Here is a 26,635-nt window from a genome sequence, read left to right on the forward strand (position 1 = left end):
GTAAAATCCTCCCAGCAGTTACCGAGGATCATTACAGGTTCATGACGGTTTGCACAGAGCCGCTTTATTCAGCAGCCGTTGCTTCCTCTGCCTGATCATCCGGTGCATTTGGATCGCCCGGTGCCGTCTCACATTCGAGATCCGGGAAGTTCACAATGCGCAAGCCTTTGAAATCGTTGCGCACGACCAGCAATCCACGCTCTTCGAAATAGGTCAGCAAACGCCGGGCACGGCTTAGCGAATGCGTACCGTAAGCACGCGCGAGTGCCGCATCCGAAGGGCATATAGCGCCCGTTACCGCCGCCTGTGCGACAATCAGAAACACGCCTTGCACGTCATCTGTGAGACTTTCAGACAGCGCCAATGCCTTCTGCCATGTCTCACCGGTTGCCACATCGCTCTCAATGCTTGCTTGCGCAACCGCAAGACGACGGCGGAAAGCAGGCAAAGCCAGTGGCTCACCCGGAACGCGGTGAATGCGGCAGCGGACCAGAAAATCCTGATAAAGCACCGCAACCGAACGGAAGGACGCTTCAGGATCATCAACGATCTCGCGCATCACCTTCTCAAGCAGACTGTCGCGCTCGGCTTCCACAATGCCCGGAAACAATGGCGCTTCAACAGGCTCTGCTTCCGGCTTTGGCTTTGCCACCTGGGCCAGAATTTCTGCCGTCGATGGTGGCGGAGGCGGTGGTGGCGTTCGGCGAACAACAGTGCGGATTTCTTCAGGCGCTGGCGTGAAGATCAGATCGCGCGCGTCTTCCGGTGCATCGGGCAAAGGCATGAGCTTGGGCGACGACGATCGCGCAGAGGTTTCGACCTTGCCGATTTTGATCGGCAACGGGCGGCGCGACAAAGCAGGTCCGAGAGCAATGAAATGGCCGCGTTGCAGATCGCGAAACTGTTCTGCCTGCTTACGCTCCATCCCGAGAAGATCGGAGGCACGCGCCATATCAATATCAAGGAAGGTACGGCCCATCAGGAAGTTCGATGCTTCGGCAGCGACATTCTTGGCAAGCTTTGCAAGGCGCTGTGTGGCAATCACACCGGCCAGACCACGCTTGCGGCCACGACACATCAGGTTCGTCATGGCACCCAGCGAGAGCTTACGCGCTTCGTCAGATACCTCGCCTGCAGCAGCGGGCGCAAAGAGCTGCGCCTCGTCAACGACCACCAGCATCGGATACCAGTAATCACGTTCTGCATCAAACAGTCCGCCGAGGAAGGCTGCTGCCGCACGCATCTGCTGCTCGACATCCAGACCTTCGAGATTGAGCACGACCGACACGCGATGCTGGCGAATGCGGCTCGCAATGCGAGTGAGTTCAGCTTCCGAGCGTGCTGCATCGACAACCACATGGCCGTAAAGATCGGCAAGCGTTACGAAATCGCCTTCAGGATCGATGATGCACTGCTGCACCCATTGCGCGCTCTGCTCTAGCAGGCGGCGCAGCAGATGCGACTTGCCGGAGCCGGAATTACCCTGCACCAGAAGACGTGTTGCGAGAAGCTCTTCAAGATCAAGCATGGCCTGTTTGCCACCACCAAGCGCCGCTGCCGAGGCAGAGCCGCTTCCAGCAACAGAACCCATGTCGATACCGACCTGCATCTCGTTTCCTTTATTTCATAAATGATATAACGACTCGCAATACAAAGGCGGTCGATCAGCGATGCGCTTAACATTTTTGACATGGCCATTGCCACCCGTTAAGACAAAAGCCCACAGAAGCAGTGTTTCACAGGCAAAAAACTTGCACATGGAATGCCTATGGTCTATAGGCCTGCCATCCGCGTAGACACCCTTGGAGGCAACGCGGAATGGAGCGGTCCGGTCTTTCACTCTGTGAGGGGCATTTCGGGCTGTTTCATGTCGTTCGCTGGAGCATGAAAGTGCTCAATTAAAACTGCGATCGACACTCCAGTAACTTTGAAAGGTAATGCCATGAGCGATACTTACGTGCTCAAGGCCGATCTGCGCAGCCGGGTTGGTAAGGGGTCCTCCCGCGAACTTCGCCGCAACGGCCTGATTCCTGCAGTCATCTATGGCGACAAGCAGGAGCCAATCTCGATTGCTGTTTCCTATAAGGAAATCTTCTACAAGATCCACGGCGGCGGCTTCAAAACCACTGTTGCTACGATTGAAGTAGACGGCAAGAAGATCCAGGTTCTCCCTAAGGACTACCAGCTGGATCCAGTTCGCGACTTCCCACAGCACGTTGACTTCCTCCGCGTTTCCGCGAAGTCGGTTGTTCACGTCAACGTTCCAGTTCACTTCAAGAACGAAGAAGCAGCACCGGGCATCAAGCGCGGCGGCGTTCTCAACATCGTTCGTCACGACGTTGAACTGATCGTTCCAGCGAACGCGATTCCAGAAGCTCTCGAATTCGACCTCACCGGTCTCGAAATCGGCGATTCGGTTCACATTTCGGCTATCAAGCTGCCGAAGGGTGCAACTGCTGCTATTCAGGACCGTGACTTCACGATCGCCACCATTGCTGCACCTGCCGGCCTCAAGTCGGAAGAAAATGCAGAAGGCGAAGCAGAAGCCAACGAAAGCGAATAATCGCTTTACGCATTATAGGGGCTCTGAACCATGCTGCTCATCGCAGGACTTGGCAATCCCGGCCCCCAATATGCGCATAACCGACACAATATCGGTTTCATGGCGGTGGATGAAATATTCCGCCGCCATAGATTTTCTAACTGGCAGAAGAAGTTCAAGGCCGAGATCGCCGATGGCGTGATCGACGGCGAAAAAGTGCTTCTCATCAAGCCAATGACTTTCATGAACCTTTCCGGCCAGTCGATTGGCGAAGCCATGCGCTTCTACAAGCTGACCCCTGCCGATCTCGTCGTAATCTATGACGAGCTTGACCTTGCGCCTGCAAAGCTGCGCATCAAGACGGGTGGCGGTTCCGGTGGTCATAATGGCATCAAATCCATAGACGCCCATGTGCAGGCTTTCCCCGGCGGCAAAGACTATCGTCGTATGCGCCTTGGCATCGGCCATCCGGGCGCAAAAGAGCTGGTTCACAACCACGTTCTGGGCGACTTCGCCAAAGTCGATAATGAATGGCTGGATAAGCTGTTTGGCGCCATCTCGGACAATATTGGCCTGCTGGCCAAAAAAGAAGACAACAGCTTCATGAACCGCGTGGCAGTCGTCATGGGTGATGGCAATCAGCGTCCCAACGGCTTCAAAGCTGACCCTGAACAGGCAGCCAAAGCTCCACCAAAAGCACAGAGCCACATTCGGCAGGCGCGCCAGAGCGCAGCCAAGCCGAACATTCCGGCAAGTGGCCCGATGGCTGAAATGCTGAAAAAGCTGCTTGGCAAGAAGGACTAAACTATGAGCGATGTCGTTTATATGTTTGCCATGAGCCTTGATGGCTTCATCGCCAATGATGATGGCAGCTTTGACTGGCTGGAACAGTTTCCGCCGGATGACGGCTTCGGCTTCGATGAGTTCATGGCTGGCATCACCGGCATCGTCATGGGACGTGACACTTTTGATGTGGTTCGTTCTATTCCGGAATGGCCTTATGGCTCACTGCCAGTCGTTGTTGCAACGCATCAGAAATTCGACAATCTGCCAGCAAGCACCGCAACGATGGCTGGTACGCCAGATGAACTTCTCGCGAAGTTGAAAGCCATGGGAGCGGATGGCCGCATATGGCTCATGGGCGGCGGTGATCTGGCGCGGCAATTTCTTGATGCTGGCCTGCTTGACATCATCGATATAGGAACTATTCCGGTCATTCTGGGAAGCGGCAAACCGGCTTTCAAAAAATCATCACGCCACTGGCTGGATCTGCAATCCGCCAAGGCGCTTCATAATGGCGCCGTGCGCTCAATTTACCGCGTAAAGCGATAAAGGACGAATATCATGGGTTTCAAATGCGGCATCGTCGGTCTGCCTAATGTTGGCAAGTCCACGCTTTTTAACGCGCTGACCAAGACTGCGGCAGCACAGGCTGCAAACTATCCGTTCTGCACCATTGAACCTAATACTGGCGAAGTGGCAGTTCCCGATCCTCGCCAGAATGGCATTGCGAAAATCGCAGGTTCCAAGGAAATCATCCCAACCCGCATCAACTTCGTAGACATTGCTGGTCTGGTGCGCGGCGCATCCAAGGGTGAAGGTCTGGGCAACCAGTTCCTCGCCAACATCCGTGAAGTCGATGCGATCGTGCATGTTCTTCGTTGCTTTGAAGACGACGACATCACCCATGTTGAAGGCCGTATCGATCCTGTGTCGGACGCTGAAACTGTTGAAACGGAGCTGATGCTGTCAGATCTCGAAAGCATCGAGCGCCGTATCGTTCAGATCCGCAAGCGCGCTTCGTCCAAGGACAAGGAAGCAACGACTGTTCTGCCAGTGATGGAACAGGCACTTGAACTGTTGCAGAACGGCAAGCCGGTTCGCCTGATGCTGAAAGACATTGCACCAGATGATCTGCTGATCCTCAAGGGTCTTAATCTGCTCACCTCCAAGCCTGTGCTTTATGTCTGCAACGTCGCTGAAAGCGATGCTGCCAATGGCAATGAGTACAGTGCTGCTGTTGCAAAGATGGCTGCTGAACAGGGCGCCGAAAGCGTTATTATTTCAGCTGCGATTGAAGCTGAAGTTGCACAGCTCGCTGACGAGGAAGCCAAGGAATATCTCGACGCCATGGGCTTAGAGGAACCGGGCCTCGATCGTCTTATTCGTGCAGGCTACAAGCTGCTCGACCTCATCACCTATTTCACCGCTGGCCCCAAGGAAACACGCGCATGGACTATCCGTCGCGGAACCAAAGCTCCGGGTGCTGCTGGCGTGATTCATACGGATTTTGAGCGCGGCTTCATTCGTGCACAGACCATCGCCTATGAGGACTACATCAAGTTCAATGGTGAAGTCGGCGCCAAGGAAGCAGGCAAGGCGCGGGACGAAGGCAAGGAATACATCGTCCATGACGGCGATGTGATGCTGTTCCGCTTCAATACCTGATAAAACAAAGGCCGCTACAAATTAGCGGCCTTTTTTTCTACGCATGTCTCCCTAAAGTGGGAACCGGTTTTGGGGTTATAGACATGCGCAGGCAAAGAAACAGGGCGGCGAATGCCGCTCTGGTGGGAGGAGACCGGATTGACTGATAAGACGCCTCGATATGCTTATGAAGATTTCACGCAAGGACTGAAGCTTCCCTTCGGACCACGCACCATTAGCAAAGAAGAGATCATCGAATTCGCCCGAGAGTTCGACCCTCAGCCCTTCCACCTTGATGAAGAAGCGGGCAAGGCAAGCGTACTTGGAGGTCTGGCTGCTTCGGGCTGGCATACCGTGTCGCTTTTCATGCGCATGGTCTGGGATGCCTATCTTAAAGATTCGACCTCGCAAGGCAGCCCCGGCATCGAATTCAACCGCTGGAAACGGCCTGTTCTTGCAGGCGATACATTGAGCGGTTTCTCAACCGTCCTTGATCGCCGCCGCTCTAAATCCATGCCGCATGTGGGATTCCTCACGGTCTATAATGAGATCGTCAATCAGCGTGGCGAGGTCGTTTGCGAGTTACAGCACACTGCCATGGTCGGCCTTCGCAATCCTGAGCGCGAAGGAGACGAAGCATGAGCTTTATTGAAGAGCATCTTGGTGAAGAGCTGACCATCGGCAGCTATACATTCACCGCAGAAGAAATCATCCACTTCGCTTCAAAATTCGACCCGCAGCCGTTTCATCTGGATGCGGAAGCAGCCAAGAAAAGCGTGCTGGGCGGCCTCTGTGCGTCGGGTTGGCATACCACAGCAGTCTTCATGAAGCTGAACGTGGCATCCATTGTTGAGGCAACAAAAGATGCAATGAAGCGCGGCGAAGTTCCGCCGACATTTGGCCCCTCACCCGGCTTTGAAAACCTCAAATGGATGCGCCCGGTCTATGCAGGCGACACGATCACCTATAAGCGCACCGTCCATGCGGTCCGCCCTCTCAGCTCGCGTCCCGGCTGGTCGATGCTGAGTATGAGCACCAGTGCTTATAACCAAAACGGCGAAAAGGTTTTGTCCTTTGACAATGCCGCCATGGTAAAGCTGCCCGCTTAACGAAAAAGGCCCGGAAAACTCCGGGCCTTTTCTTCTGAGGGTGAGGTGAATCAATCACCTTCAAATTCGACAAGCGTGCGGACCGGAACACCGAGAGCTTCGAGCTTCTTGCGTCCGCCAAGGTCTGGCAGATCGATGATAAAGCAGGCCGCGACGATATTGGCACCCATCTGCAGAAGCAGCTTGGCTGCAGCTTCTGCCGTGCCACCAGTTGCAATCAGATCGTCAACGAGAATAATGCGTTCGCCCTTTTCGATGGCGTCGCGATGCATCTCCATTTCGTCGATGCCGTATTCAAGGCTGTAGGCAATGCGAACGGTATCGCGCGGCAACTTACCCTTCTTGCGGATCGGCACAAAGCCAGCCGAAAGCTGATGTGCAATCGCGCCGCCAAGAATGAAGCCGCGTGCTTCGATACCGGCAACCTTATCGACCTTGTTTCCGGCATAAGGATAAACCAGCTCATCCACCGCACGGCGAAATGCCTGTGCATCGCCCATAAGCGTGGTGACATCACGGAACTGAACACCGGGTTTTGGATAATCGGGAATGGTTCTGATCGCGTCCTTCAAAGTGGCTTTGAACCCGGATTCCATTTTCAGTCCTTTCGATGCGAATAAATCTAAGGTGCTTTTCTCATTTCAAAAGCACTTCTTTTTTCAGATTATCTTCAATCACGATATGGCCGCTACGCCAAGCTTATTCAAAGCCGTTCCCGATCATTCTCGACAGTGTATCCCGGGAATGGTGGTTCGCTGATCAAAACCGCGAGATCGCTGATGTCATACGGGCAAAAGAAAAGGGCGCCTCGCAGCGCCCTTAACATTCAACTTTAATCAGGAGATCAGTGCTTCACATCAGACCAGACCGAACGCTTGGCAATGTAAACAAGGCCGGCGAATAGAATGAGGAAGATGATGACGCGGAAGCCAGTCTTCTTGCGATCTTCCAGATGCGGCTCTGCAGCCCACATCAAAAACGCAGAAACGTCACGTGCATACTGGTCCACCGTCTGTGGAGAACCATCATCGTAAGTCACCTGATCGTCACTGAGTGGTTTCGCCATGGCCAGCGACTTGCCCGCGATGAAATACGGGTTGTAGTGCGTGCCTTCCGGTACATGCATACCTGCAGGCGGCTGTTCATCATAGCCGGTCAGCAGAGAGTGGATGTAATCCGGACCTGCTTCAGCATATTGCGTGAATATGTCGAAGATAAAGGTCGGGAAACCACGCTCAACCGCACGCGCCTTCGCAATCAGCGAGAAGTCAGGCGGAGCTGCACCGTTGTTAGCTGCAGCCGCTGCATTCGCATTCGCAAATGGCGATGGGAAATGATCAGTAGGGATTGCCTTGCGGGTGAACATTTCACCGTCTGCATTCGGGCCATCCTGTACTTCATATTCCGCAGCAAAAGCCTTTACCTGCTCAGGCGAATAGCCAAGGTCTTCCAGCGTGCGGAAGGCCACCAGGTTCATCGAATGGCAAGCAGAGCAGACTTCCTTATAGACCTTGAGACCGCGCTGAAGCTGTCCCTTGTCATAAGTTCCGAATGGGCCAGAGAAGGTCCACTTTTCCTGCTTTGGATGGTGGATCGGAAAGTGTTCCGGCTCCCCCTCACCGCCACCGGCGGCAAAAGCACCACCCATCGTCACACCCAACGCAACCAGCGGAGCGATACCGAAAGCAGCGAAACTCTTGAGGATGTTTTTCATTGATACGTCCTTCATCTCTCGCTGCTTCAGCCCTTGATTTCCACTGGGGCGATCTCGGCCTTGCCTTCATTCTTTTCCAGCACGGCCTCGGTAATCGAGTTCGGCAGACGCTTCGGCGTTTCGATCAAGCCAAGAACAGGCATGATGACGATGAAGAATGCGAAGTAGTAGAGCGTGCCAAACTGGGCCATCAGCGTGTAGACGCCTTCAGCCGGACGCGAACCCAACCAGCCAAGGAAGATAGCGTTGATGACAAACAGCCAGAAGAACAACTTGAACAACGGGCGGTAAACCGCCGAACGGACCTTCGATGTGTCGAGCCAAGGCACGACAAAGAGGATCGCGATCGAACCGAACATGGTCAGAACGCCGCCAAGCTTTGAGTCGATCGGGCCGATATTGAAGGTGATCGCACGCAGCATCGCGTAGAACGGCAGGAAGTACCATTCAGGAACAATGTGAGCTGGCGTCTTCAGTGAGTCAGCCGGAATGTAGTTATCCGGATGGCCCAGGAAGTTTGGCATGTAGAAGACGAAGTAAGCGAAGAAAATGAAGAACACGAGCGCGCCGAAAGCATCCTTGATGGTTGCATAAGGCGTGAACGGCAGCGTGTCTGTCTTCGACTTCACTTCAATCCCTGTCGGATTGGTCTGCCCGGTTACGTGCAAAGCCCATACGTGCAGGATAACAACGCCCACAATCATGAACGGCAGCAGGTAATGCAGCGAGAAGAAGCGGTTAAGCGTTGGATTATCAACGGCAAAGCCACCGAGCAGCAATTGCTGGATCGGCTCGCCGATTATCGGAAAAGCCGTAAAGAAGCCCGTGATAACCGTCGCACCCCAGAAGGACATCTGTCCCCAAGGCAGAACATAACCCATGAAGGCGGTTGCCATCATGAGAAGGAAGATCACCACGCCGAGGATCCAAAGCAGCTCGCGCGGTGCCTTGTAGGAGCCGTAATAAAGACCGCGAGCAATATGAAGATAAACGGCGATAAAGAAGAATGATGCACCGTTTGCGTGCATGTAACGCAGCAGCCAACCAGAGTTGACGTCACGCATAATCTTTTCAACGGAGTTGAATGCAATGCCCGTATCCGCAGCATAATGCATGGCCAGCACGATACCGGTGATGAGCTGCGCAATAAGCATAAAGCTTAGAATGCCACCAAAGGTGTACATATAGTTCAGGTTACGCGGCGTCGGATAGGCAACAAAGGAATCATAGACCAGGCGCGGCAAAGGAAGCCGTTCGTCGACCCATTTTTCGATGCCGGTCGAGGGCGTATATGTGGAGTGATTACCACTCATGTTTTCTCTCCCCAAGATCTGTCTTAGCCGATCCTGATGACCGTATCGGAAGCAAATGCGTATTCCGGAATGTGCATGTTTTCCGGCGCCGGACCGCTGCGGATACGACCCGCAGTGTCATAGGTCGAGCCATGGCACGGGCAGAACCAGCCGCCAAACGAACCTGACTCACCCAGTGGCACGCAACCAAGGTGGGTACAAACACCGATCATGATGATCCAGTTTTCCTTACCTTCACCAGCAGAACGCGCAACGTCGGTCGCCTGTGCGTCCGAAGCAAGATTGGCGTTACGGGCATTCGGATCTTTAAGATCGCCAAGCGCTGTTGTCTTCGCGTCTTCTATTTCCTTGGCCGTACGGTTTCGGATGAAAACTGGCTTACCGCGCCATTTGACGGTGAGCGATGCGCCTTCTGCGAGAGAAGAAACATCAACCTCAATAGACGCTGCAGCAAGCGTCGAAGCGTCGGGGCGCATCTGGTCGATAAACGGCCATGCCAGTCCGCCGACACCGACGACACCGGCCATTCCCGTCGCAATATACAAAAAATCACGCCGTGTCGGCTCAGCCGTGTCGTGTGCGCTCACGTGCCAATTCCTTTTTAACCTGGATATCCAATTGAAATCTCCCCTCGTTCCCTTGCACTTAGGCAAAAGCAGTCCAGCCTTTCGCGTTCACGCAAAAAGCAGTTCTACAATTGCTTGCAGAACGAAATTCCCTCCATCTCAACATTCAGGTTTAGGCAGGTTGAAATGCCTTGTCCAGACGCCAACCCCATAGGACGGCACCATGTCGCAGGCTGATTTATTGGGATGTTTTAAAAGCGACAAAACAAACCAAGCCGCTCAAATCTTACTTTGAGCGGCTTGGTGAGTGTCGTCTGAAAATACTTGAAATTAGCTGTTTATACCGAGAAAACCGCCCGACTGGCGGGCCCAGAGGCCCGCATAGATTCCGCCTTGCGCAATCAATTCCTCATGGGTGCCTTCTTCGACAATCCGGCCCTTATCCATGACGATGAGGCGATCAAGAGCTGCAATAGTCGAAAGCCGATGTGCAATTGCGATAACGGTCTTGCCTTCCATGAGCTGACGAAGATTCTCCTGGATCGAGGCTTCAACCTCTGAGTCGAGTGCCGAGGTTGCTTCATCCAGAATGAGGATCGGTGCGTCTTTCAGGATCGCACGCGCAATCGCGATACGCTGACGCTGACCGCCCGAAAGCTTGACGCCGCGCTCACCTACGAAGGCATCGAAGGATTTCCGTCCATTGAAGTCTTCCAGCTTCGCGATGAACTCGTCTGCTTCGGCCTGTCGTGCAGCCTGCGCAAGCTCTTCATCCGTGGCATCATCACGCGCCAGCATAATGTTGTCACGCAGCGAACGGTGCAGCAGCGCTGTTTCCTGACTGACGACCGCAAAGGCGCGTCGCAGAGAGGATTGCGTCACATCGCGAACATCCTGACCATCGACAAGGATCGCGCCCTTCTCAACATCATAAAGACGCAGGATCAGATTGATGAGTGTCGACTTGCCCGCCCCTGAATGGCCAACAAGTCCGACCCGTTCGCCACCCCTGATGGAAAAGTTGATACCGTCAAGAACACCCGCCGCCTTACCATAATGAAACGTGACATTCTGAATGTCGATGCGCGCTTCGGTAATCTGCAACGGTTTTGCACCGCGCTTGTCTTCCAGACCCAATGGTTCGGAAACAAGCTTCATCGAGTTTTCTATAAGCCCAAGCTGACGCAGCATACCATTCAGCTGCATCATCAGACGGCCAAGCAGCATATTAAGACGCAACACCAGACCGAGCGTGAACGACACCTGCCCAACAGTGATGGCATCTTTGGTCCACAGGTCGATGGTAATTGCTGCCACAGTCACAATCATCAGACCTGACAAGGCGGTCATGGCAAGACGCACGCCGGTCAGTGAGCGCATAAACGGCAGGATTGCCCCGAGATAGCGCATAAAACCGTCGCGCATATAGCGCTCATCGTCATCGACGGTGTTGAGCTTGATGGTCTGGATATTGGAATAGCTATCAACGATACGGCCGTTGATCAGGGAGCCCGCTTCCGCGGAGGCTTCAGCATTCTTTCGAATGCGCGGCAAATAGTGCCGGGCAATCAGGCCGAAAGCCACGATCCATGCAATCACCGCGGCAGCCAGCCGCCAGTCGAGACGACCCACCAGAAACAGCGTCGTCACGCTATAGATCGCCATGAACCAGACGACCTGAATGAGACTTTCAATCAGATCACCTGCCGCCTGCCCCGCCTGCCAGACCTTGGTGGCAATGCGCCCGGCAAAATCATTCTGAAAGAATGCATAGGATTGCCGCTGGACATAGGAATTCGCCTGCCAGCGGATCATGTTGTAGAAACCGGGCGAAAGTGTCTGACCTTCAAGAAGGGTGTTTATGGCCGTGACTACAAAACGGATCACAAGAACCGTGATCCCCATGAACAGAAGTTCCGGACCCGCAGCCTGAAACAGTGCCGACCAGCTACGCTCGACACCGCCCTTGCCTGCCTGATCGAGAATATCGACAAGCCTGCCCGTGAAATAAAACAACCCCGCCTCCACAAGAGGCAGAAGACCGCCAACAGCCAGCGAGGCTGCAAGCGGCCATTTAGCCTGTCGCGCATAATGCCAGAGGAAGGCCAATGTTGTTGAAGGCGGTCTAAGCTTGTCCGGTTCGCGGAAGGGATCAACCCAACGCTCGAACAGGCTATAAACCGCTTTCATCAATTGCGTATTCCTTACTTTGCCATTTCCGCTTCGGTCTGCTCGTCAAAACCAAGGAACCCGCCCGACTGACGTGCCCATAGTCCGGCATAAATGCCGCCGAGCGCAACAAGTTCCTCATGCGTGCCATCTTCGACAATCTGTCCCTTGTCCATCACAACGAGGCGATCAAGGGCGGCGATAGTCGAAAGGCGATGGGCGATCGCAATAACGGTCTTGCCTTCCATCAGTGTGTTGAGACTGTCCTGAATGGCTGCCTCCACTTCCGAGTCGAGTGCAGAGGTTGCCTCATCCAGAATGAGGATGGGAGCATCCTTCAGCATCACGCGCGCAATCGCGATACGCTGACGCTGGCCACCGGAAAGCTTCACACCACGCTCACCGACATGAGCATCCAGTCCGCGTCGGCCCTTCGCATCAGTCAATAGAGGAATGAACTGGTCAGCCTGAGCGAGACGGATTGCCCGTTCGACCATTTCTTCTGTCGCATCCGGACGGCCATACATGATGTTCTCGCGCACCGAACGATGCAGCAAAGACGTGTCCTGCGTAACCATGCCGATGCTTGCGCGAAGCGAATCCTGCGTGACCTTGGAAATATTCTGCCCATCAATCAGGATGCGGCCTTTTTCAAGATCGTAGAAGCGCAGCAGCAGATTGACGAGCGTGGATTTACCCGCACCGGAACGTCCGACGAGACCGATCTTCTGCCCGGCCTGAATGTCGAGCGACAGGCCTTCGATAACACCCTTGCCCTTGCCGTAGTGGAAACCGATCTTGTCGAAATCCAGCGCACCCTTGCTCACTTTCAGCACAGGCGCATTTGGCGTATCCACCACTTCATGTGCGCGCGAAATCGTCGTGATGCCGTCTTCCACCGTGCCGATATTTTCGAACAGTGCAGACATTTCCCACATGATCCACTGCGACATGCCGTTAAGGCGCAGCACAAGGCCGATGCCGACAGCAACAGCACCCACCGAAATGGCTTCATTCATCCAGAGCTTGATGCCGATCGCACCCACAGCAAACAGCAGGATGCAGTTCGCCATATAAAGCGTGAAGTGGAACATCGTTATGAGACGCATCTGTCGATGCACCGTGACGAGGAAGCCATCGAGGCTTTCTTTCACATAAGACTCTTCACGGCTTGAATGCGAGAACAGCTTCACGGTCGCGATGTTGGTATAACTATCGACAATACGTCCGGTCATGGACGAACGCGCATCAGCCTGCTGTTCGGAAATCACCCTGAGACGCGGAATGAAGAAGCGCAACAGGATGATGTAGACGATCAGCCAGACCGCAAACGGGATCATCAGAACAATATCCGCCGAGGCCGCGATAAACAGCGTACCGGCAAAATAGACGATGACGTAGTTCAGCACGTCGAGCAGCTTCATCACCGTTTCACGCACAGCGAGAGCAGTCTGCATCAGCTTGGTTGAGATACGTCCGGCAAACTCGTCCTGAAAGAACGACATGGACTGACGGATCAGATAGCGATGCATAAGCCAGCGCACACGCATCGGATAGTTGCCGAGCAACGTCTGGTGAATAAGCAGCGAGTGGATGAGAACCACGCCCGGCAAACCGACCAGAACGACGCCCGCGATCAGCGCAAGCCGCCAGCCTTCATTGCTCAGGAATGTCTCACGCGACTGGTGCGAAAGCCAGTCGACGATATTGCCCATGAAGGCAAAAAGCGACACTTCGATAATAGCGATCAGTGTCGTGAAAATTGCCATGCCGATAATCCATGGCCATGCGCCACGGGTGTAATAAAGGCAAAAGGCTACCAGCCCGCGCGGAGGCTCGCGCGGCGGTTCTTCGGGATAAGCTTCGAGTCGTTTTTCAAACCATTTGAACATGGCGATCCTTTTACGGGCACCTTGCAAAATTTCCAAGTCGGAACAGGAACAAAAAGGGAATATTTTCGTGATGCTAGAATGATTTTATTCTTGCGGGCACCATCCCGCGAATTGATGTGTTGACGTGTGCGACACAACCAATCTGAACACTTGCAGCCATCGGATTTGTGAGCTACCCGCCTTATATGGATCTGCGTATCGCCCTTTACCAGCCCGACATTCCCGGCAACACGGGAACCATTCTGCGCATGGCCGCCTGCCTTGGCTTCGCGGTGGACCTGATCGAGCCTGCAGGCTTCGACGTTTCCGACAGATCATTGAAACGCGCAGGCATGGATTATCTCGAACAGGCCGCCCTCACCCGCCATGCGGACTGGCAGAATTTCAACGATTGGCGCAGCCAGGCAGGCAAGCGCCTCGTGTTGCTGTCGACCAAGGCAGCAATCCCCTATACGGAATACGCGTTTCAGGAAAATGACATCCTGTTGTTCGGGCGGGAGTCCGCAGGCGTCCCTGACAGCATTCAGGACATCGCGGATGCGCGACTGATTATCCCCATGGTGCCGGGTGCCAGATCCCTCAATCTTGCGGTTTCTGTTGCGATCACGGCAGGCGAAGCTCTGCGCCAGCAAAATTTAAAAAGCGATTCCGTTTCAACCGCATAGACGGACAAACGGAATCAGTTCCCGAAGCAGATTTAGTATTCAGTCAGAAAAGGTTCTTCTCCGATGAAGCCATCGTTCCGCACTTCTGTTCTTACGGCCTCTCTTCTGGCAACCGCAGTTGCCGCTCCTGCATTTGCACAGGCTGCTGAAACCATTTCGCCAAAGGTCATGGTCATCACCATGTTCGGTGAGGAAGCAAAGCCTTGGCTGGAAGGTGAAAAGTTCACACAGAAGCTGAAGCTTGCGGGCTTGAGCCCTGAATATCCTGAGATCGATTGTACGGCTGAAGGCCTCTGCCACATGACCACGGCCATGGGTTTTGCCAATGCAGCCAGTGCGGTCTCGGCAATGGCGCTGAGCGACAAGCTTGATCTGAGCCACACTTATTTCCTCATCGCCGGTATCGCAGGCGTTGATCCAAAACATGGTACACTCGGTTCTGCGCATTGGGCAAAATACGCAATCGATGCCAACCTCAACCATCGCATTGATATCCGCGAAGCACCTGAAGGCTGGGCGACCGACTTCTTCGGCCTCGGCGCTGAAAAGCCGGGTGAAAAGCCAAAATGGGCTGCAGGCACGGAAGTCTTCGAACTCAATGGCAAGCTTGCCGATTACGCACTCGCAACGACCAAGGGCGTTGAACTTCTCGACAGCGACGATGCCAAGGAATATCGCAAGCATTACACGGAAGAAGCAGCAACCAGCGCGCCTCAGGTCACAATCTGCGATACCGCATCGGGCGACACATACTGGCACGGCACCAAGCTCGGCGAAGCCATGGAACAGTGGGCAAAGCTCCTGACTGATGGCAAAGCGAACTACTGCACCTCACAGATGGAAGACAATGCAACGCTGACCTCGCTCAAGCGCGCAGCCGATGCAGGCAAGCTCGATTATGACCGTATTGCGCTGCTGCGTACGTCTTCCAACTTCGACCGTCAGGGCAAAGACCAGACGGCGGCAGAATCCCTTGCTGCGAAGTCGGGCGGTTTCCCGCTGGCAACGACCAATGCCTATCGCGTTGGCAAGGCATATGCTGACAGCATCATCAAGGATTGGAAGTCGTGGGAGCAGGCCCCTCAGACGGAAGCGAAATAAAGCTGTAACGCTATAACAACTCAGAAATGTAAACGCCCTTCGGAAAAACCGGAGGGCGTTTTCGCAAATGCCTGATTTGAATCTGGTTTCAATGGCTTAAAGCGTCTCGTTGACTCAGATCTCTAATCCGATGTCGGCAGGCGACGCATGGTAAATTCGATGACATCATCAGGCCGTTCACACCAGCTTTCGATCTCAGTCCAATAGGCAGCCTTGGGGAAAGCCTCAAACCATTCCCGCGCTTTATCGCGTGCGGCCTGTCGCGGTAGGGTGAATGTCTCGCGGACAAACCCGTCGCGTGGCATACGGCTCTTCTTGGCACGACCTTTTTCTAGCTGCTTGCGCAAGCCTTCAAGTGGTGGGCGGGGCGAAGATGCGGTCATGCAATTGCCTCCCGAAACAAGGGAAAACTCGAAACTTCCAATCCCTTGGAAGCTTAAGATAGGGAAGCAACGACTTCATGACGAGTCTTTTCTTGGGGAGAGGAATTCGCACCCGCAAGCCGCGCACTCTTCGCGCTTTGCCAGACTGCAGGACTTTGCTAAGTCAAGAAGATAGACGTTTGAATTTTTGCGGCCTTTCGGTCGCTCGGTACATTGCGTGAGAGGATATCCAAAATGCAGCGCGACGAAATTCCGGCAATCATCCCGCAAGATATCGAAGAGAAAAAGCAAGCCGCCCAGAACTGGTTTGAAGAACTGCGCGACCGTATCTGCGCGAGCTTCGAACAGCTCGAAGACGATTTGCAAGGCCAGCTTTCCGACCAGGAGCCGGGACGCTTTGTTCGAACCCCATGGCAGAAGGATGAAGGCAAAGGTGGTGGCGGTGTCATGTCCATCATGCATGGCCGTGTCTTTGAAAAAGTCGGCGTGCATGTCTCGACCGTCTATGGCGAATTTTCTCCTGAGTTCCGCAAGCAGATACCGGGCGCCGAGGAAGACCCACGCTATTGGGCAAGCGGCATTTCACTGATCGCGCATCCGCAGAACCCGAATGTGCCAGCCGTCCATATGAACACCCGCATGGTCGTGACCACACGCCAATGGTTTGGTGGTGGCGCCGACCTTACGCCCGTTCTCGATGACCGCCGCACACAGGAAGATCCGGACACCCTCGCCTTCCACAAGGCGTTCCGCTTCATCTGTGAAAAGCACAAGGACATTGTCGATTATCAGCGTCTGAAAGAATGGTGCGACGAATATTTCTACCTGCCACACCGCAATGAAGCCCGCGGCATCGGTGGCATCTTCTATGACTGGCTGCATTCAACCGAAGAACAGGGCGGCTGGGATAAGGATTTCGCTTTTACCCGCGATGTCGGTCGTGGTTTCTCGGTGGTCTACCCGCATCTCGTGCGCCAGAACTTCAACAAGGAATGGACACCAGAACAGCGCGAGGAACAGCTGATCCGTCGCGGACGCTATGTCGAATTCAACCTGCTTTATGATCGCGGTACGATCTTTGGTCTCAAGACCGGCGGCAATGTGAATTCCATTCTGTCGTCGATGCCACCCGTGGTGAAGTGGCCGTAAAAGTTAATATGAACCAAACAAAAGGGCGGGAATTTCCCGCCCTTTCTTTATGCATCAAATGCTGAGTGATAGGTCACTTTGCCTTTCGGCATTTCACCCTCAATCACAAGGCATTGGAAATACTCAGCCGGAACACCGTCAAGTGTTAGCCTTTCATCGACTTTAAAACCAAACCGTTGATAATAGCCCGGGTCACCGAGCAGCACGCAACCTTTGGCACCCACTTCATGCAAGCATGTTAGACCTTGCCGGATGAGCGCACTGCCAATGCCCTCACCCTGCCTGTCCGGCCGCACGGAGACGGGGCCAAGCCCGTACCAGCCACAATCAACACCATTGATGAGAACCGGCGAGAATGCCACATGCCCGACAAGAGCCTCTCCCTCTTCGGCAACCAGCGATAAGGTCAAGGCCGATGCCGAACGAAGAGCGTCGACAATTGCCGCCTCTTTCTGATTGCTATAGGGCACCGTACGAAAGGCGTCATTCGTCAAATGCCGGATTGAGGAAATATCCTTCAGTTGTTCCTTGCGGATATGCATCATGCACTCCTCATCGATTGTTGGCTTGTGCTCGGACGTTGGTGCGTCCTTTGAGCGAGATGCGATAAGCACTTCCTGCACGCGATTCGATCAGCCGTTTTCGTCGCAATTGCTGGAAAACAACCATCGTGCAATCGGAAAGCAGATAGCCTTCACGCGTGTAGCATTCGATTTCGCAGATGCGTCCGTCTTCGCGCAGATGGCGAATGTAGCCGCCCTGCGCCAGCACGTGAAGCACGCGCTGTTCAATACGTGAGATATTCATTGTTGTTATGCCTGGATGGAAACCATGACAAGCATCAGCGCACGCGGACAGCCAATACCTGTCCACGGCCAATGCCATTTCCGTCCCTGAACATCTGCGCTCTACTCAAGGCGCAGCAATCGTTCGGAACGATCAGAGGCTTCCTACAATCTCCGGCATCAACAATTCCTTCTGGAGCACACTCGAAAAGTATGCGGCCCACTCATTTGGGGCACAAACAACTGGAGGGCTAAAAAGCCCTCCAGAAGATTATTTAAAAGCGGCGAGGCTTGAAGTCAAATCGCTCAGGCTTTTGGCTGGTTGCGAAGCTGTTCAGCTTGCGCATAGAACTTCTTTTCCCACTCATTGTGGTTATCCAGCCCTTCCTTGATGAAGGGCGTGAAGATCGCGAGATTCATCAGTGCCCAGTTCACAAAACGGGCCGGGAATTTCAGCGGCTTCACAAAATCAACGAACAGCACCACGCGCGTATGCTCGGTGTGGTTCCAGGCTTCATGCTCATAAGCATCGTCGAAAATCAGAACCTTGCCTTCCTGCCAATGGCAAACCTGCTTATCCACGCGGATCGCAAGCTTATCGACAGGTTCCGGCACGATCATGCCCATATGCAGACGCAGCACGCCATTATAAGGACCGCGATGCGGCGGCAGGTGCTTGCCCGGCTCGAAGATCGAGAACATGGCAGTCGTCAGACCCGGAATATGCTGCACCGCATTCCATGTATTGGGACAGGCCTTAATGTTCTGCTCCGACTTCACACCAAAGCCCAGCAGGAAGAATGTCTTCCAATGATTATCTGTCGAGATCGTCTTCACGTCGGACGAAATATCCTGAAACGAAGGAAGCTCGCTCTGACGCAGCAGAACCTTTTCAAGTTCCTTGCGAATAGCCGGATAGGCCTTCTCAACCTCTGCTGCCCATGGGAACGTGGCATTGTCATAAACAGGCGGATTGCCGAGCTTCGCATATTTCAGATTAAGGCTCTCTGCCCAGGCAACAATCCCCATAAAGAAGCGCGTTACAGCACCCGGACGCTCCATCGGCGCGATACCGCTGGTGCCAAAATTCTGCTTGGGATCTGAGCTGGCATTCTGCGAAGTTGATGTATCAGGATTGGACATGCCAAGACGCTTTCAAAACAAAACTAAAAACATTCGATCATAAGTTAATGAAACTATGGCTGAATTTTGCAAGCCATCAGCCGTTCATTTTATTGCGATCAAGTTTGTCCAGAAGCGCTTCGCGGTCAAGACTAAATCCGGAGTCAATCCATAGAGTTTCGAGATCACGCAATGCTTCACCAAGCCCCGGCCCCTTCTCGACACCAAGCGACAGCAGGTCTCCGCCGGTCACTGGAAAGACCAGCGGTTCATATTTCTCAACCGCATCCAGAAGACGTGAATATCCGCCAGCGCGGATCATCGCTTCATCACTGGCAGCCGCTTCCTGTCGCGCAGACGCATAGGCAAGACGAATACGGTCCGCGACTGCCTGCGAACTGCCGCGATAGATGAGCTTCTTCAATGCCTGTTCAGACGTTTCCGACTTGATGGCATCGGCCCGCGCCCATGCTTCAAGACGAGCGCGTTCGGCATTCGACATTTTCAGCCGCTTGCCAAGTTCTGTCATACGGGCAGCATCCGGCGGAACAATGCTTTCAAGACGCAAAAGCGCATCCACCTGCCAGTCGAGATCAGTTTCTGCACGAACGAGGCCGTGAATGGCATCAATGCCCCATTTCTCGCTTTCAGGCAGAATGATATTCAGCACACCCGATTGCCGCATCCACAGCATCGCACGAGAAGGATCAGGCGCAGATAGCAGCTTCTTGAGCTCCGACCAGACGCGCTCGGCTGAAAGCTGGTTCAACCCGTCTTTCAAACGAGCGCTCGCCCGCAATCCGTTGGCCTCGGGCCGACCCGAACCATACCAGGCAAAGAAGCGGAAAAAGCGCAGAATGCGCAGATAATCCTCGCGGATACGTTCTTCAGCATCGCCGATAAAACGCAGCGTCTTAGTTTCAATGTCAGCAAGACCGCCGACATAATCGATCACATGGCCGTCAGAAGTCGCATAAAGCGCATTGATGGTGAAGTCACGCCGCTCTGCATCCGTCTTCCAGTCGGTGCCAAACGCAACCTTGGCGTGGCGACCGTTGGTCTCAATATCCTTGCGCAAGGTCGTGACTTCAAAAGGCTGCCCCTGCACCACAACGGTAATCGTGCCATGCTCAATCCCGGTCGGCACCGGCTTGAAGCCAGCTTCCTTGGCAAGCCGAACCGTTTCTTCCGGCAAATGCGTGGTCGCCAGATCGACATCGCTGACTTTCGTGCCAAGCAGGGTATTGCGAACTGCACCGCCCACCACACGTACCTCGCCACCATCGCGGTTGAGTGCCGCAAACAGCGCCTGTAACGGCTTGGAGCGAAGCCAGTTGGCCCGATCTGAAATATTCACTGTATTGCTCAACGGTAGAGCCTTTCATAAAGTCCGCGAATAATGCCTGCAGTCACGCCCCAGATGAATCGCTCGTGATAAGGCATCGCGTAATAAAAGCGTTCCGTGCCATTGAACAGCCTGCTTTCGCGCCGGTGATTGTCCGGGTTCATCAGAAAGGACAACGGCACTTCAAAAATATCCGCAACCTCATCAGGGTTCGGATGCACATCGAAAGGTGTGTTGACGACCGCCAGAACCGGCGTAATCGAAAAGCCGCTACCGGTGAGATAACGCGGCAGACTGCCGAGAATTTCGGCGCGTTCCGACACAAGGCCAATCTCTTCATTGGCTTCGCGCAAAGCGGCATTTTCCGCCGTCCCATCCTCCGGGTCGATTGCACCGCCCGGGAAAGCGATCTGACCCGAATGTTTACGCAAAGTGTCCGTGCGACGCGTCAGCAAAAGGGTTGCTTCCGAACCGCGATCAACCACCGGCACGAGCACGGCGGCATCGCGCATCTTCGCCGTCACCATAGCTTGTGTGAAATCCGGATTAAGCGAATGATCGCCGGTCAGATCATCTTGATCAGGCTGCCAGTGGCGAACACGCTCAGCAAAATCACCGGCCGAAAATCGGGTGTTTAGATGCAATGCACGGTCCATCATTTCAGCGAAGCCTCAAGAGCTTCCGCTGGCATGATAGGGAAAACTGTGCCGCCAGAGCGTATTGCAAACATCACAACGCCATTCACTTCGATTTCTTCGCCCAATGCCACAAGATCATACATAACTGAACGCCCAACCAGCGCCTCAAGCCGTCCACGCACGTTGATATAGGGCTTCAACCCACCGCTTTCATCCTCAACGACAAAGCGCAATGGATGCTCGGCGTCGGCGTCAACCACATCGCCAACATTGGTGCGGAAGGTCAATTTCTGATCGTCACCTTCACCTGAAACCTGCATTTCAACGGCTATGAAATGCGCGTCTTCGACACTGATTTCAATCTTCTCCACCGGCGTTACGAGATAGGTTTTACCGTCTTCATCCTTGCGCAACACGGTTGAAAACAAGCGCACCAGCTGTTTACGCCCGATAGGCGTGCCCATGTAAAACCATGTTCCATCGGCCTTGATGTCGATATCAAGCGCGCCACAAAATTCCGGATTCCAGCGCTCTACCGGCGGAATTCCACGTTCTTTCGTAGCCGGTCCGCTTTGCGCGTCCGCATGAGCGCGTGCAATCAGGGCCTCCAGTCCGCCCATTCCTTCAGTGCCCGGCTTTGCGCTTTGCGGCGTTTCATTGCCTTCAGGGGTGCTTTTTGTCATCCGACTCGGTTATCCCTGTCTGAATGTGAATTTAACTCGTAGAGCGCATCCCGAAAAGTGCGAAGCGGTTTTCGGAGCAAGATGCGCGTAAAAACAAATTGATAGAGCATTTCCAATGACTCAATCAAAACAGGAAATGCTCTAAAGTCATGAAATAGTCACCGTTTCACGGCTTGTCAGTATATATAGTGATTTAACCGATCACATGCAGGTGCGGATATTTTTGCGAGGTTCTTATGAGTGTTGTTGTTACGCCCGAAGCCGTCAACCCCGATCAGATCGTCGCCGAAGCTGAACGTGCACTTGCAGATATTGCGCGGATCAAGGAAAGCATCGGCACCGTTATCTTCGGACAGGAAAGCGTTATTGAGCGCACGCTCGTAGCGGTTCTGGCTGGCGGTCATGCTCTGCTTGTCGGCGTACCCGGCCTTGCAAAAACCAAGCTGGTCGAAACACTGGGAACGGTGCTTGGCCTTTCGGGCCAGCGCATCCAGTTCACGCCCGACCTGATGCCATCCGACATCATCGGTTCGGAAGTGATGGAGCAGGATGCCGATGGTCGCCGTTCTTTCCGTTACCTCAAAGGTCCGATCTTCGCACAGCTTCTGATGGCCGACGAAATCAACCGTGCTTCGCCGCGCACGCAATCAGCCCTTTTGCAGGCCATGCAGGAATACCACGTCACGGTCGCCGGTCAGCGTTATGATCTGCCTGCGCCCTTTCATGTGCTTGCAACACAAAACCCGCTGGAACAGGAAGGCACCTATCCGCTGCCAGAAGCCCAGCTCGACCGCTTCCTCATGCAGATCGATATTCTCTATCCGGAACTCGACGCCGAACGTCGTATTCTTCTGGAAACCACCGGCGTTGCGGAAGCAAAGGCCTATGAAATTCTCGATGCCGAGCGTCTGCGTCAGATGCAGGCGCTGGTGCGCCGTATGCCTGTTTCTGAAAGTGTGGTGGATGCAATTCTCAAGCTGGTTCGTTCGGCGCGACCTGACGCTGATAATGAACATGCGAAAAAGCATATTGCCTGGGGTCCGGGCCCGCGTGCCAGTCAGGCGCTGATGCTCTGCGCCCGTGCGCGCGCACTTTACGAAGGCCGCCTTGCTCCATCCGTTGACGATGTCAAAGCGCTGGCCGAGCCTGTTCTTCAACACCGCATGGCGCTCAATTTCGCAGCGCGCGCCGATGGTATGCATGTCCGTGATGTCATTGCCAATCTGGTGAAGGCAGCAGCCTGATGGCGGTTGGCGCACAGGTTTCAGCTACAGACCGCAAGGATACGCTCGCTCGTGCTCGGGCGCGAGCTGCAAGCATTCCCGATCTGCTGGTCGAGGCCCGGCGCGTCGTCAACACCGTCATGAATGGCTGGCACGGACGGCGCAAACGCGGCCCCGGAGAAAACTTCTGGCAGTTCCGCCCCTATGTTGAAGGCGATGCGCTTGCACGCATCGACTGGCGACGCTCGGCCCGCGACGACCATACCTATGTTCGCGACCGGGAATGGGAATCAGCCCATACGGTCTGGCTGTGGTGCGACTTCTCGCCATCCATGCTCTACCGCTCCAATCTGACGCCGATCTCCAAGGAAGCACGCGCATTGGTCCTGACGCTGGCTATGGCCGAGCTTCTCTCAAGATCAGGCGAACGCATCGCCTTTCCGGCCCTGCTGCCACCTTTCTCAGCCCGCAATGGTGCCGAACGCCTTGCAGGAGCCCTGATGGGTTCAATGATGAATGAAGCATCTGAAAGCGCTCTGCCGGACATCAACCAGATCCGCCGCTTTTCCGAAGTGGTACTTGTTTCAGACTTTCTGCATCCGTTCGATGAACTGACCGATTTACTCGATCAGCTTGCACGTCGCGGCGTCCGCGCACATCTTGTCGAAGTCGCAGATCCTGCAGAAGAAACATTCCCCTATGCGGGACGTACAGAGTTTCGCGACCCTGAGACGGGCAGTACCCTTGTTGCCGGTCGCGCAGAAACCTATGCCGAGGACTACCGGCGCTTATACATCGCGCGTCGGGAAACATTGTCTGATTTCTGCAAACGACTTGGCTGGAGCTATACGGTGCATCGTACAGATCGACCAGCGACCGAAGCGCTATCACGATTGCATAGTTCTTTAAGCGCGTCCTCTCTTAGTGGAGCACGCGCATGAATTTTCTGCCTCTCGCCTTTGGATCACCGCTGATCCTCGCAGGCCTTCTCGCCTTGCCGGTTATCTGGTGGCTGCTGCGTATGACGCCACCGCGCCCGCAGGAAGAAAGCTTCCCGCCTTTGCGTATTCTGGCGCAAGTCTTCAAACGCGAGGAAGTGCCGTCAAAAAGCCCCTGGTGGATGACGCTGCTACGCCTGCTGATCGCAGCACTGGTTATTCTGGCACTTGCCTCCCCTGTCTGGAACCCGCGTGCCACCGCAATTGCAGGCGATGAGCCGCTTGCAATCATGATCGATAACGGCTGGGCCTCGGCTGAAGACTGGTCGCAACGTGTGGCTGCTGCGGAAAAACTTATTTCCGATACAGATGAAACCAACACGCAGATTTATATTATCGGCACCGCAGAACCAGCCAATGCTGCAATCGGGCCTTATGATCGCACTGGAGCAACCGAACGTTTGCAGGCGTTGCAGGCACGCCCACTTCCTGTGGACCGCAAAGCCGCCACTGAACGCCTCTCTTCAGCCTTGCCTGAAGGCGTAAAAATACGCCTCGCTTTCCTGAATGACGGCCTTGCCAGCGAGAACGACGCCGAAAGCTTCGGCGCGCTCGACAAGACCGGCCATCTGGGTTCGATCCTCTGGTATAGGGCGAGCCTCGGTCGCACATTTGCCCTCACCGGCATCGACAACAAAGCCGACAGTCTGGATGCGATTGCAATCCGTCCGGAAGGGGTACAGGCACCGCGTTCGTTGACTGCCGCAGCTTATGACGACAAAGGACGCCGCATTGCCGAAGCACCGCTTACCTTTGCGCTCGGCAGCGTCGAGGGTACAGCGCGTTTCAATCTGCCGGTGGAATTACGCAATGATTTCCGCCTGATACGCGTTGATGGCGTTGAGCAGGCAGGCGCGACCCATCTGATCGATGCCGGTTCAGAGCGCCGTACCATTGGGCTTCTTGCAAGTGGTGATGGCGATCTCGCCCAGCCACTGCTGTCACCGCTGCATTATATTTCGCGCGCCCTTTCCCCTTACGCAAATCTGGTTGAGCCGCGCTCTGCCGACCTCCTGCAATCCGTACCGGAATTGCTCGATGGCAAGCCTTCCCTGCTCATTATGGCCGACATCGGTACGATGCCGCAGCCGGTCATCGAACAGCTTTCAAAATGGGTGGAAGACGGCGGCACACTTGTGCGTTTTGCGGGTCCACGCCTTGCCGGTGCAAATGACAACGATCCGCTACTTCCGGTTAAACTGCGCAAAGGCGAACGCGCTTTGGGTGGTACGCTCTCATGGTCGGAACCGCAGAAACTCCGTACCTTTCCGCAGCAGGGCCCATTTGCTGGTCTGACTATTCCCGACGATGTGAATGTCTCGCGACAGGTGCTGGCTGAACCGTCTTTTGATCTGAATGACAAGACCTATGCCGTGCTTGCCGACGGCACTCCGCTTGTAACCGGCGAAAAACGCGGACGCGGCAATATCGTGTTGTTCCATATTTCGCCTGACGCAACTTGGTCGACGCTGCCTATTTCCGGCTCATTTGTCGACATGCTTCGCCGCATCGTCTCATTGTCCAACCGCGCAGGCGGACAGGACAATCAGGACGCAGTCTCGCTGCCGCCGTTCCAGCTTCTTTCTGCTTCTGGAGCGCTTGTGCCACCGACATCGGAGGCCAAGCCTTTGATCGTTGAGAAAAACAAACAGGCCAGTGTCAGTATCAACACGCCGCCCGGTTTCTACGGCAATGAGGATGGCTTGAAAGCACTCAATATTTTTGATGGCAGCAACATCAAATTGCAGCCAATCGAGCAACCAGCATTTTCCACGGGCGTCACCGAAGCATCCTACACGTCGGATGAGTCGATCTCGCTCGCAGGACCATTTCTTGGCTTCGCAGCTATGCTTTTGGCACTCGATACATTGTTGATGCTCTGGCTGCGCGGTGCCTTCCGTCGTCGCATGAAGACGCGGGCCAAGGCTGCAAGCATCGCCCTGCTATTGGCAGGTGGACTGGCATTCAGTTTTGCCCCTGCAACCGTCAATCATGCGCGAGCCCAAGAGCCACAACAAACACACGACGACAGCAAACCCGGCGATGAAGCGATCATCAACTCGGTTTCGCAAACCCACCTTGCCTATATCATCACCGGCAATGCCGAGACCGACGATATCAGCAAGGCAGGTCTGCGTGGCCTTACCTTCGCTCTTAACGACAAGACCGCGCTTGAGCCGGGCGATCCGATTGGCGTTGATCCTGCCAAGGATGAACTGGCTTTCTATCCGTTGATTTACTGGCCGATTGATCCAAATGCAGCCATGCCAAGCGCTGAGGCCATAGCCAAGGTCGATGCCTATATGCAGCAGGGCGGAACAGTGCTTTTCGATACCCGCGACCAGCTTCAGGCAGGCGCAAGCCTTGATGCATCTGCGTCACCTGCAAATCAGCGGCTAAGGGCGATCCTCGACAACATGAACGTGCCACCTCTGGAACCCGTTCCGGACGACCATGTCCTGACCAAGTCCTTCTTCATCATGCCAGATTTTCCAGGTCGTTATGAGGGAAGCCCGCTCTGGGTGGAAGCAACAACACCCAACAATGCCACACAGGATCGCCCCGTTCGCACCGGCGATGGTGTGACACCAATCATGATCACCGCAAATGATTTTGCGGGCGCATGGGCAGTCGATGAACAGGGCAATCCTCTGTTGCCAACCGTTCCGAACGATCCAATGCAGCGCATCTATGCCATCCGTGGCGGTGTCAATATCGTGATGTATATGCTCACCGGCAATTACAAATCCGATCAGGTCCACGTCCCGGCCCTGCTTGAACGGCTGGGGAATTAAAGCATGTTTCGGAAAA

General features: G+C 54.5%; 26 protein-coding genes. 12 read left to right on the forward strand and 14 right to left on the reverse strand.

The annotated features are described in order from the left end of the window. Positions 1-64: 64 nt before the first annotated feature. Positions 65-1,609, reverse strand: coding sequence for a helicase HerA domain-containing protein (locus CEV34_RS02735; protein WP_007875998.1), 1,545 nt, complete (start codon positions 1,607-1,609; stop codon positions 65-67). 333 nt (positions 1,610-1,942) lie between these two features. Here CEV34_RS02735 and CEV34_RS02740 point away from each other — a divergent pair, with 333 nt between their 5' ends. From CEV34_RS02740 to CEV34_RS02765, 6 genes are all read left to right on the forward strand, one after another. Then, a complete protein-coding gene (locus tag CEV34_RS02740) occupies positions 1,943-2,563 on the forward strand; it encodes a 50S ribosomal protein L25/general stress protein Ctc (protein ID WP_007876000.1) in 621 nt (206 codons plus the stop codon). A 30-nt stretch (positions 2,564-2,593) separates the two neighbouring features. Beyond that, a complete protein-coding gene (gene pth / locus CEV34_RS02745) occupies positions 2,594-3,346 on the forward strand; it encodes an aminoacyl-tRNA hydrolase (protein ID WP_007876001.1) in 753 nt (250 codons plus the stop codon). 3 nt (positions 3,347-3,349) lie between these two features. Beyond that, positions 3,350-3,874: a dihydrofolate reductase family protein gene (locus CEV34_RS02750; RefSeq protein WP_007876003.1), complete on the forward strand. Its 525-nt coding sequence runs from the start codon at positions 3,350-3,352 to the stop codon at positions 3,872-3,874. 12 nt (positions 3,875-3,886) lie between these two features. Further along, complete coding sequence (ychF, locus tag CEV34_RS02755) at positions 3,887-4,990, forward strand: redox-regulated ATPase YchF (protein WP_007876005.1); 1,104 nt, start codon at positions 3,887-3,889, stop codon at positions 4,988-4,990. 111 nt (positions 4,991-5,101) lie between these two features. Further along, positions 5,102-5,611, forward strand: coding sequence for a MaoC family dehydratase (locus tag CEV34_RS02760; RefSeq protein WP_374891529.1), 510 nt, complete (start codon positions 5,102-5,104; stop codon positions 5,609-5,611). Further along, positions 5,608-6,078, forward strand: coding sequence for a MaoC family dehydratase (locus tag CEV34_RS02765; RefSeq protein ID WP_007876010.1), 471 nt, complete (start codon positions 5,608-5,610; stop codon positions 6,076-6,078). The genes CEV34_RS02760 and CEV34_RS02765 overlap by 4 nt, the downstream gene beginning before the upstream one ends. A 50-nt stretch (positions 6,079-6,128) precedes the next feature. On the opposite strand, the gene CEV34_RS02770 is transcribed toward CEV34_RS02765, so the two are convergent. From CEV34_RS02770 to CEV34_RS02795, 6 genes are all read right to left on the reverse strand, one after another. Further along, positions 6,129-6,674, reverse strand: coding sequence for an adenine phosphoribosyltransferase (locus CEV34_RS02770; RefSeq protein ID WP_064320877.1), 546 nt, complete (start codon positions 6,672-6,674; stop codon positions 6,129-6,131). A 248-nt stretch (positions 6,675-6,922) separates the two neighbouring features. Next, positions 6,923-7,792 carry a cytochrome c1 gene (locus CEV34_RS02775; RefSeq protein ID WP_171380151.1) on the reverse strand — a complete coding sequence of 290 codons (870 nt, stop codon included), beginning with the start codon at positions 7,790-7,792 and terminating at the stop codon, positions 6,923-6,925. Between the two features lie 26 nt (positions 7,793-7,818). Then, positions 7,819-9,105, reverse strand: coding sequence for a cytochrome b (locus CEV34_RS02780; protein WP_007876025.1), 1,287 nt, complete (start codon positions 9,103-9,105; stop codon positions 7,819-7,821). Positions 9,106-9,128: 23 nt separating this feature from the next. Continuing rightward, positions 9,129-9,692, reverse strand: a complete 564-nt coding sequence (gene petA, locus CEV34_RS02785; protein WP_007876027.1) for a ubiquinol-cytochrome c reductase iron-sulfur subunit — start codon at positions 9,690-9,692, stop codon at positions 9,129-9,131. A gap of 309 nt (positions 9,693-10,001) precedes the next feature. After that, entirely contained in the window at positions 10,002-11,861 is a 1,860-nt protein-coding gene (locus tag CEV34_RS02790) for an ABC transporter ATP-binding protein (protein WP_007876034.1), read from the reverse strand. 14 nt (positions 11,862-11,875) lie between these two features. After that, a complete protein-coding gene (locus CEV34_RS02795; protein ID WP_007876035.1) occupies positions 11,876-13,732 on the reverse strand; it encodes an ABC transporter ATP-binding protein in 1,857 nt (618 codons plus the stop codon). A 185-nt stretch (positions 13,733-13,917) separates the two neighbouring features. Here CEV34_RS02795 and CEV34_RS02800 point away from each other — a divergent pair, with 185 nt between their 5' ends. Both CEV34_RS02800 and CEV34_RS02805 read left to right on the forward strand, forming a co-directional pair. Further along, on the forward strand, positions 13,918-14,397 hold the full coding sequence (locus CEV34_RS02800; protein WP_007876036.1) for a tRNA (cytidine(34)-2'-O)-methyltransferase: 480 nt from the start codon (positions 13,918-13,920) through the stop codon (positions 14,395-14,397). Positions 14,398-14,460: 63 nt separating this feature from the next. Then, entirely contained in the window at positions 14,461-15,498 is a 1,038-nt protein-coding gene (locus tag CEV34_RS02805; protein WP_007876037.1) for a purine-nucleoside phosphorylase, read from the forward strand. Between the two features lie 122 nt (positions 15,499-15,620). Here CEV34_RS02805 and CEV34_RS02810 read toward each other — a convergent pair whose 3' ends face one another. Further along, the gene (locus CEV34_RS02810; protein WP_007876038.1) at positions 15,621-15,881 is read right to left on the reverse strand and encodes a hypothetical protein; all 261 of its coding nucleotides are present in this window, start codon (positions 15,879-15,881) and stop codon (positions 15,621-15,623) included. Positions 15,882-16,115: 234 nt separating this feature from the next. On the opposite strand from CEV34_RS02810, the gene hemF reads away from it, so the two are divergent. Further along, positions 16,116-17,030 (forward strand): oxygen-dependent coproporphyrinogen oxidase, encoded by a 915-nt coding sequence (gene hemF, locus CEV34_RS02815; RefSeq protein ID WP_007876039.1) that lies wholly within the window; start codon positions 16,116-16,118, stop codon positions 17,028-17,030. A gap of 47 nt (positions 17,031-17,077) precedes the next feature. Here the strand turns inward: hemF and CEV34_RS02820 are convergent, their stop codons facing one another. The 6 genes from CEV34_RS02820 to CEV34_RS02845 all read right to left on the reverse strand — a co-directional run bounded on the left by CEV34_RS02820 (position 17,078) and on the right by CEV34_RS02845 (position 21,603). Further along, positions 17,078-17,572, reverse strand: coding sequence for a GNAT family N-acetyltransferase (locus CEV34_RS02820; RefSeq protein ID WP_007876040.1), 495 nt, complete (start codon positions 17,570-17,572; stop codon positions 17,078-17,080). Between the two features lie 10 nt (positions 17,573-17,582). Further along, complete coding sequence (locus CEV34_RS02825; protein ID WP_007876042.1) at positions 17,583-17,837, reverse strand: YjhX family toxin; 255 nt, start codon at positions 17,835-17,837, stop codon at positions 17,583-17,585. A 284-nt stretch (positions 17,838-18,121) separates the two neighbouring features. Further along, on the reverse strand, positions 18,122-18,958 hold the full coding sequence (gene olsC, locus CEV34_RS02830) for an ornithine lipid ester-linked acyl 2-hydroxylase OlsC (RefSeq protein WP_007876043.1): 837 nt from the start codon (positions 18,956-18,958) through the stop codon (positions 18,122-18,124). A 76-nt stretch (positions 18,959-19,034) separates the two neighbouring features. Further along, positions 19,035-20,306: a CCA tRNA nucleotidyltransferase gene (locus tag CEV34_RS02835; RefSeq protein WP_007876044.1), complete on the reverse strand. Its 1,272-nt coding sequence runs from the start codon at positions 20,304-20,306 to the stop codon at positions 19,035-19,037. Then, positions 20,303-20,938, reverse strand: a complete 636-nt coding sequence (locus tag CEV34_RS02840) for a CoA pyrophosphatase (RefSeq protein WP_039860001.1) — start codon at positions 20,936-20,938, stop codon at positions 20,303-20,305. Before CEV34_RS02840 ends, CEV34_RS02835 begins: the two co-directional genes overlap by 4 nt. Beyond that, on the reverse strand, positions 20,938-21,603 hold the full coding sequence (locus CEV34_RS02845; protein ID WP_007876046.1) for a DUF1285 domain-containing protein: 666 nt from the start codon (positions 21,601-21,603) through the stop codon (positions 20,938-20,940). Before CEV34_RS02845 ends, CEV34_RS02840 begins: the two co-directional genes overlap by 1 nt. Before the next feature lie 236 nt (positions 21,604-21,839). Here CEV34_RS02845 and CEV34_RS02850 point away from each other — a divergent pair, with 236 nt between their 5' ends. From CEV34_RS02850 to CEV34_RS02860, 3 genes are read left to right on the forward strand one after another with little or no spacing between them, the layout of a single operon-like run. Continuing rightward, positions 21,840-22,847 carry an AAA family ATPase gene (locus CEV34_RS02850; protein WP_007876047.1) on the forward strand — a complete coding sequence of 336 codons (1,008 nt, stop codon included), beginning with the start codon at positions 21,840-21,842 and terminating at the stop codon, positions 22,845-22,847. Continuing rightward, complete coding sequence (locus tag CEV34_RS02855) at positions 22,847-23,767, forward strand: DUF58 domain-containing protein (RefSeq protein ID WP_007876049.1); 921 nt, start codon at positions 22,847-22,849, stop codon at positions 23,765-23,767. The genes CEV34_RS02850 and CEV34_RS02855 overlap by 1 nt, the downstream gene beginning before the upstream one ends. Next, a complete protein-coding gene (locus CEV34_RS02860; protein ID WP_007876051.1) occupies positions 23,764-26,619 on the forward strand; it encodes a DUF4159 domain-containing protein in 2,856 nt (951 codons plus the stop codon). Before CEV34_RS02855 ends, CEV34_RS02860 begins: the two co-directional genes overlap by 4 nt. Positions 26,620-26,635 lie beyond the last annotated feature (16 nt).

The sequence above is a fragment of the Brucella pseudogrignonensis genome (assembly GCF_002252525.1).
GTDB classification, from domain to species: Bacteria; Pseudomonadota; Alphaproteobacteria; order Rhizobiales; family Rhizobiaceae; genus Brucella; species Brucella pseudogrignonensis.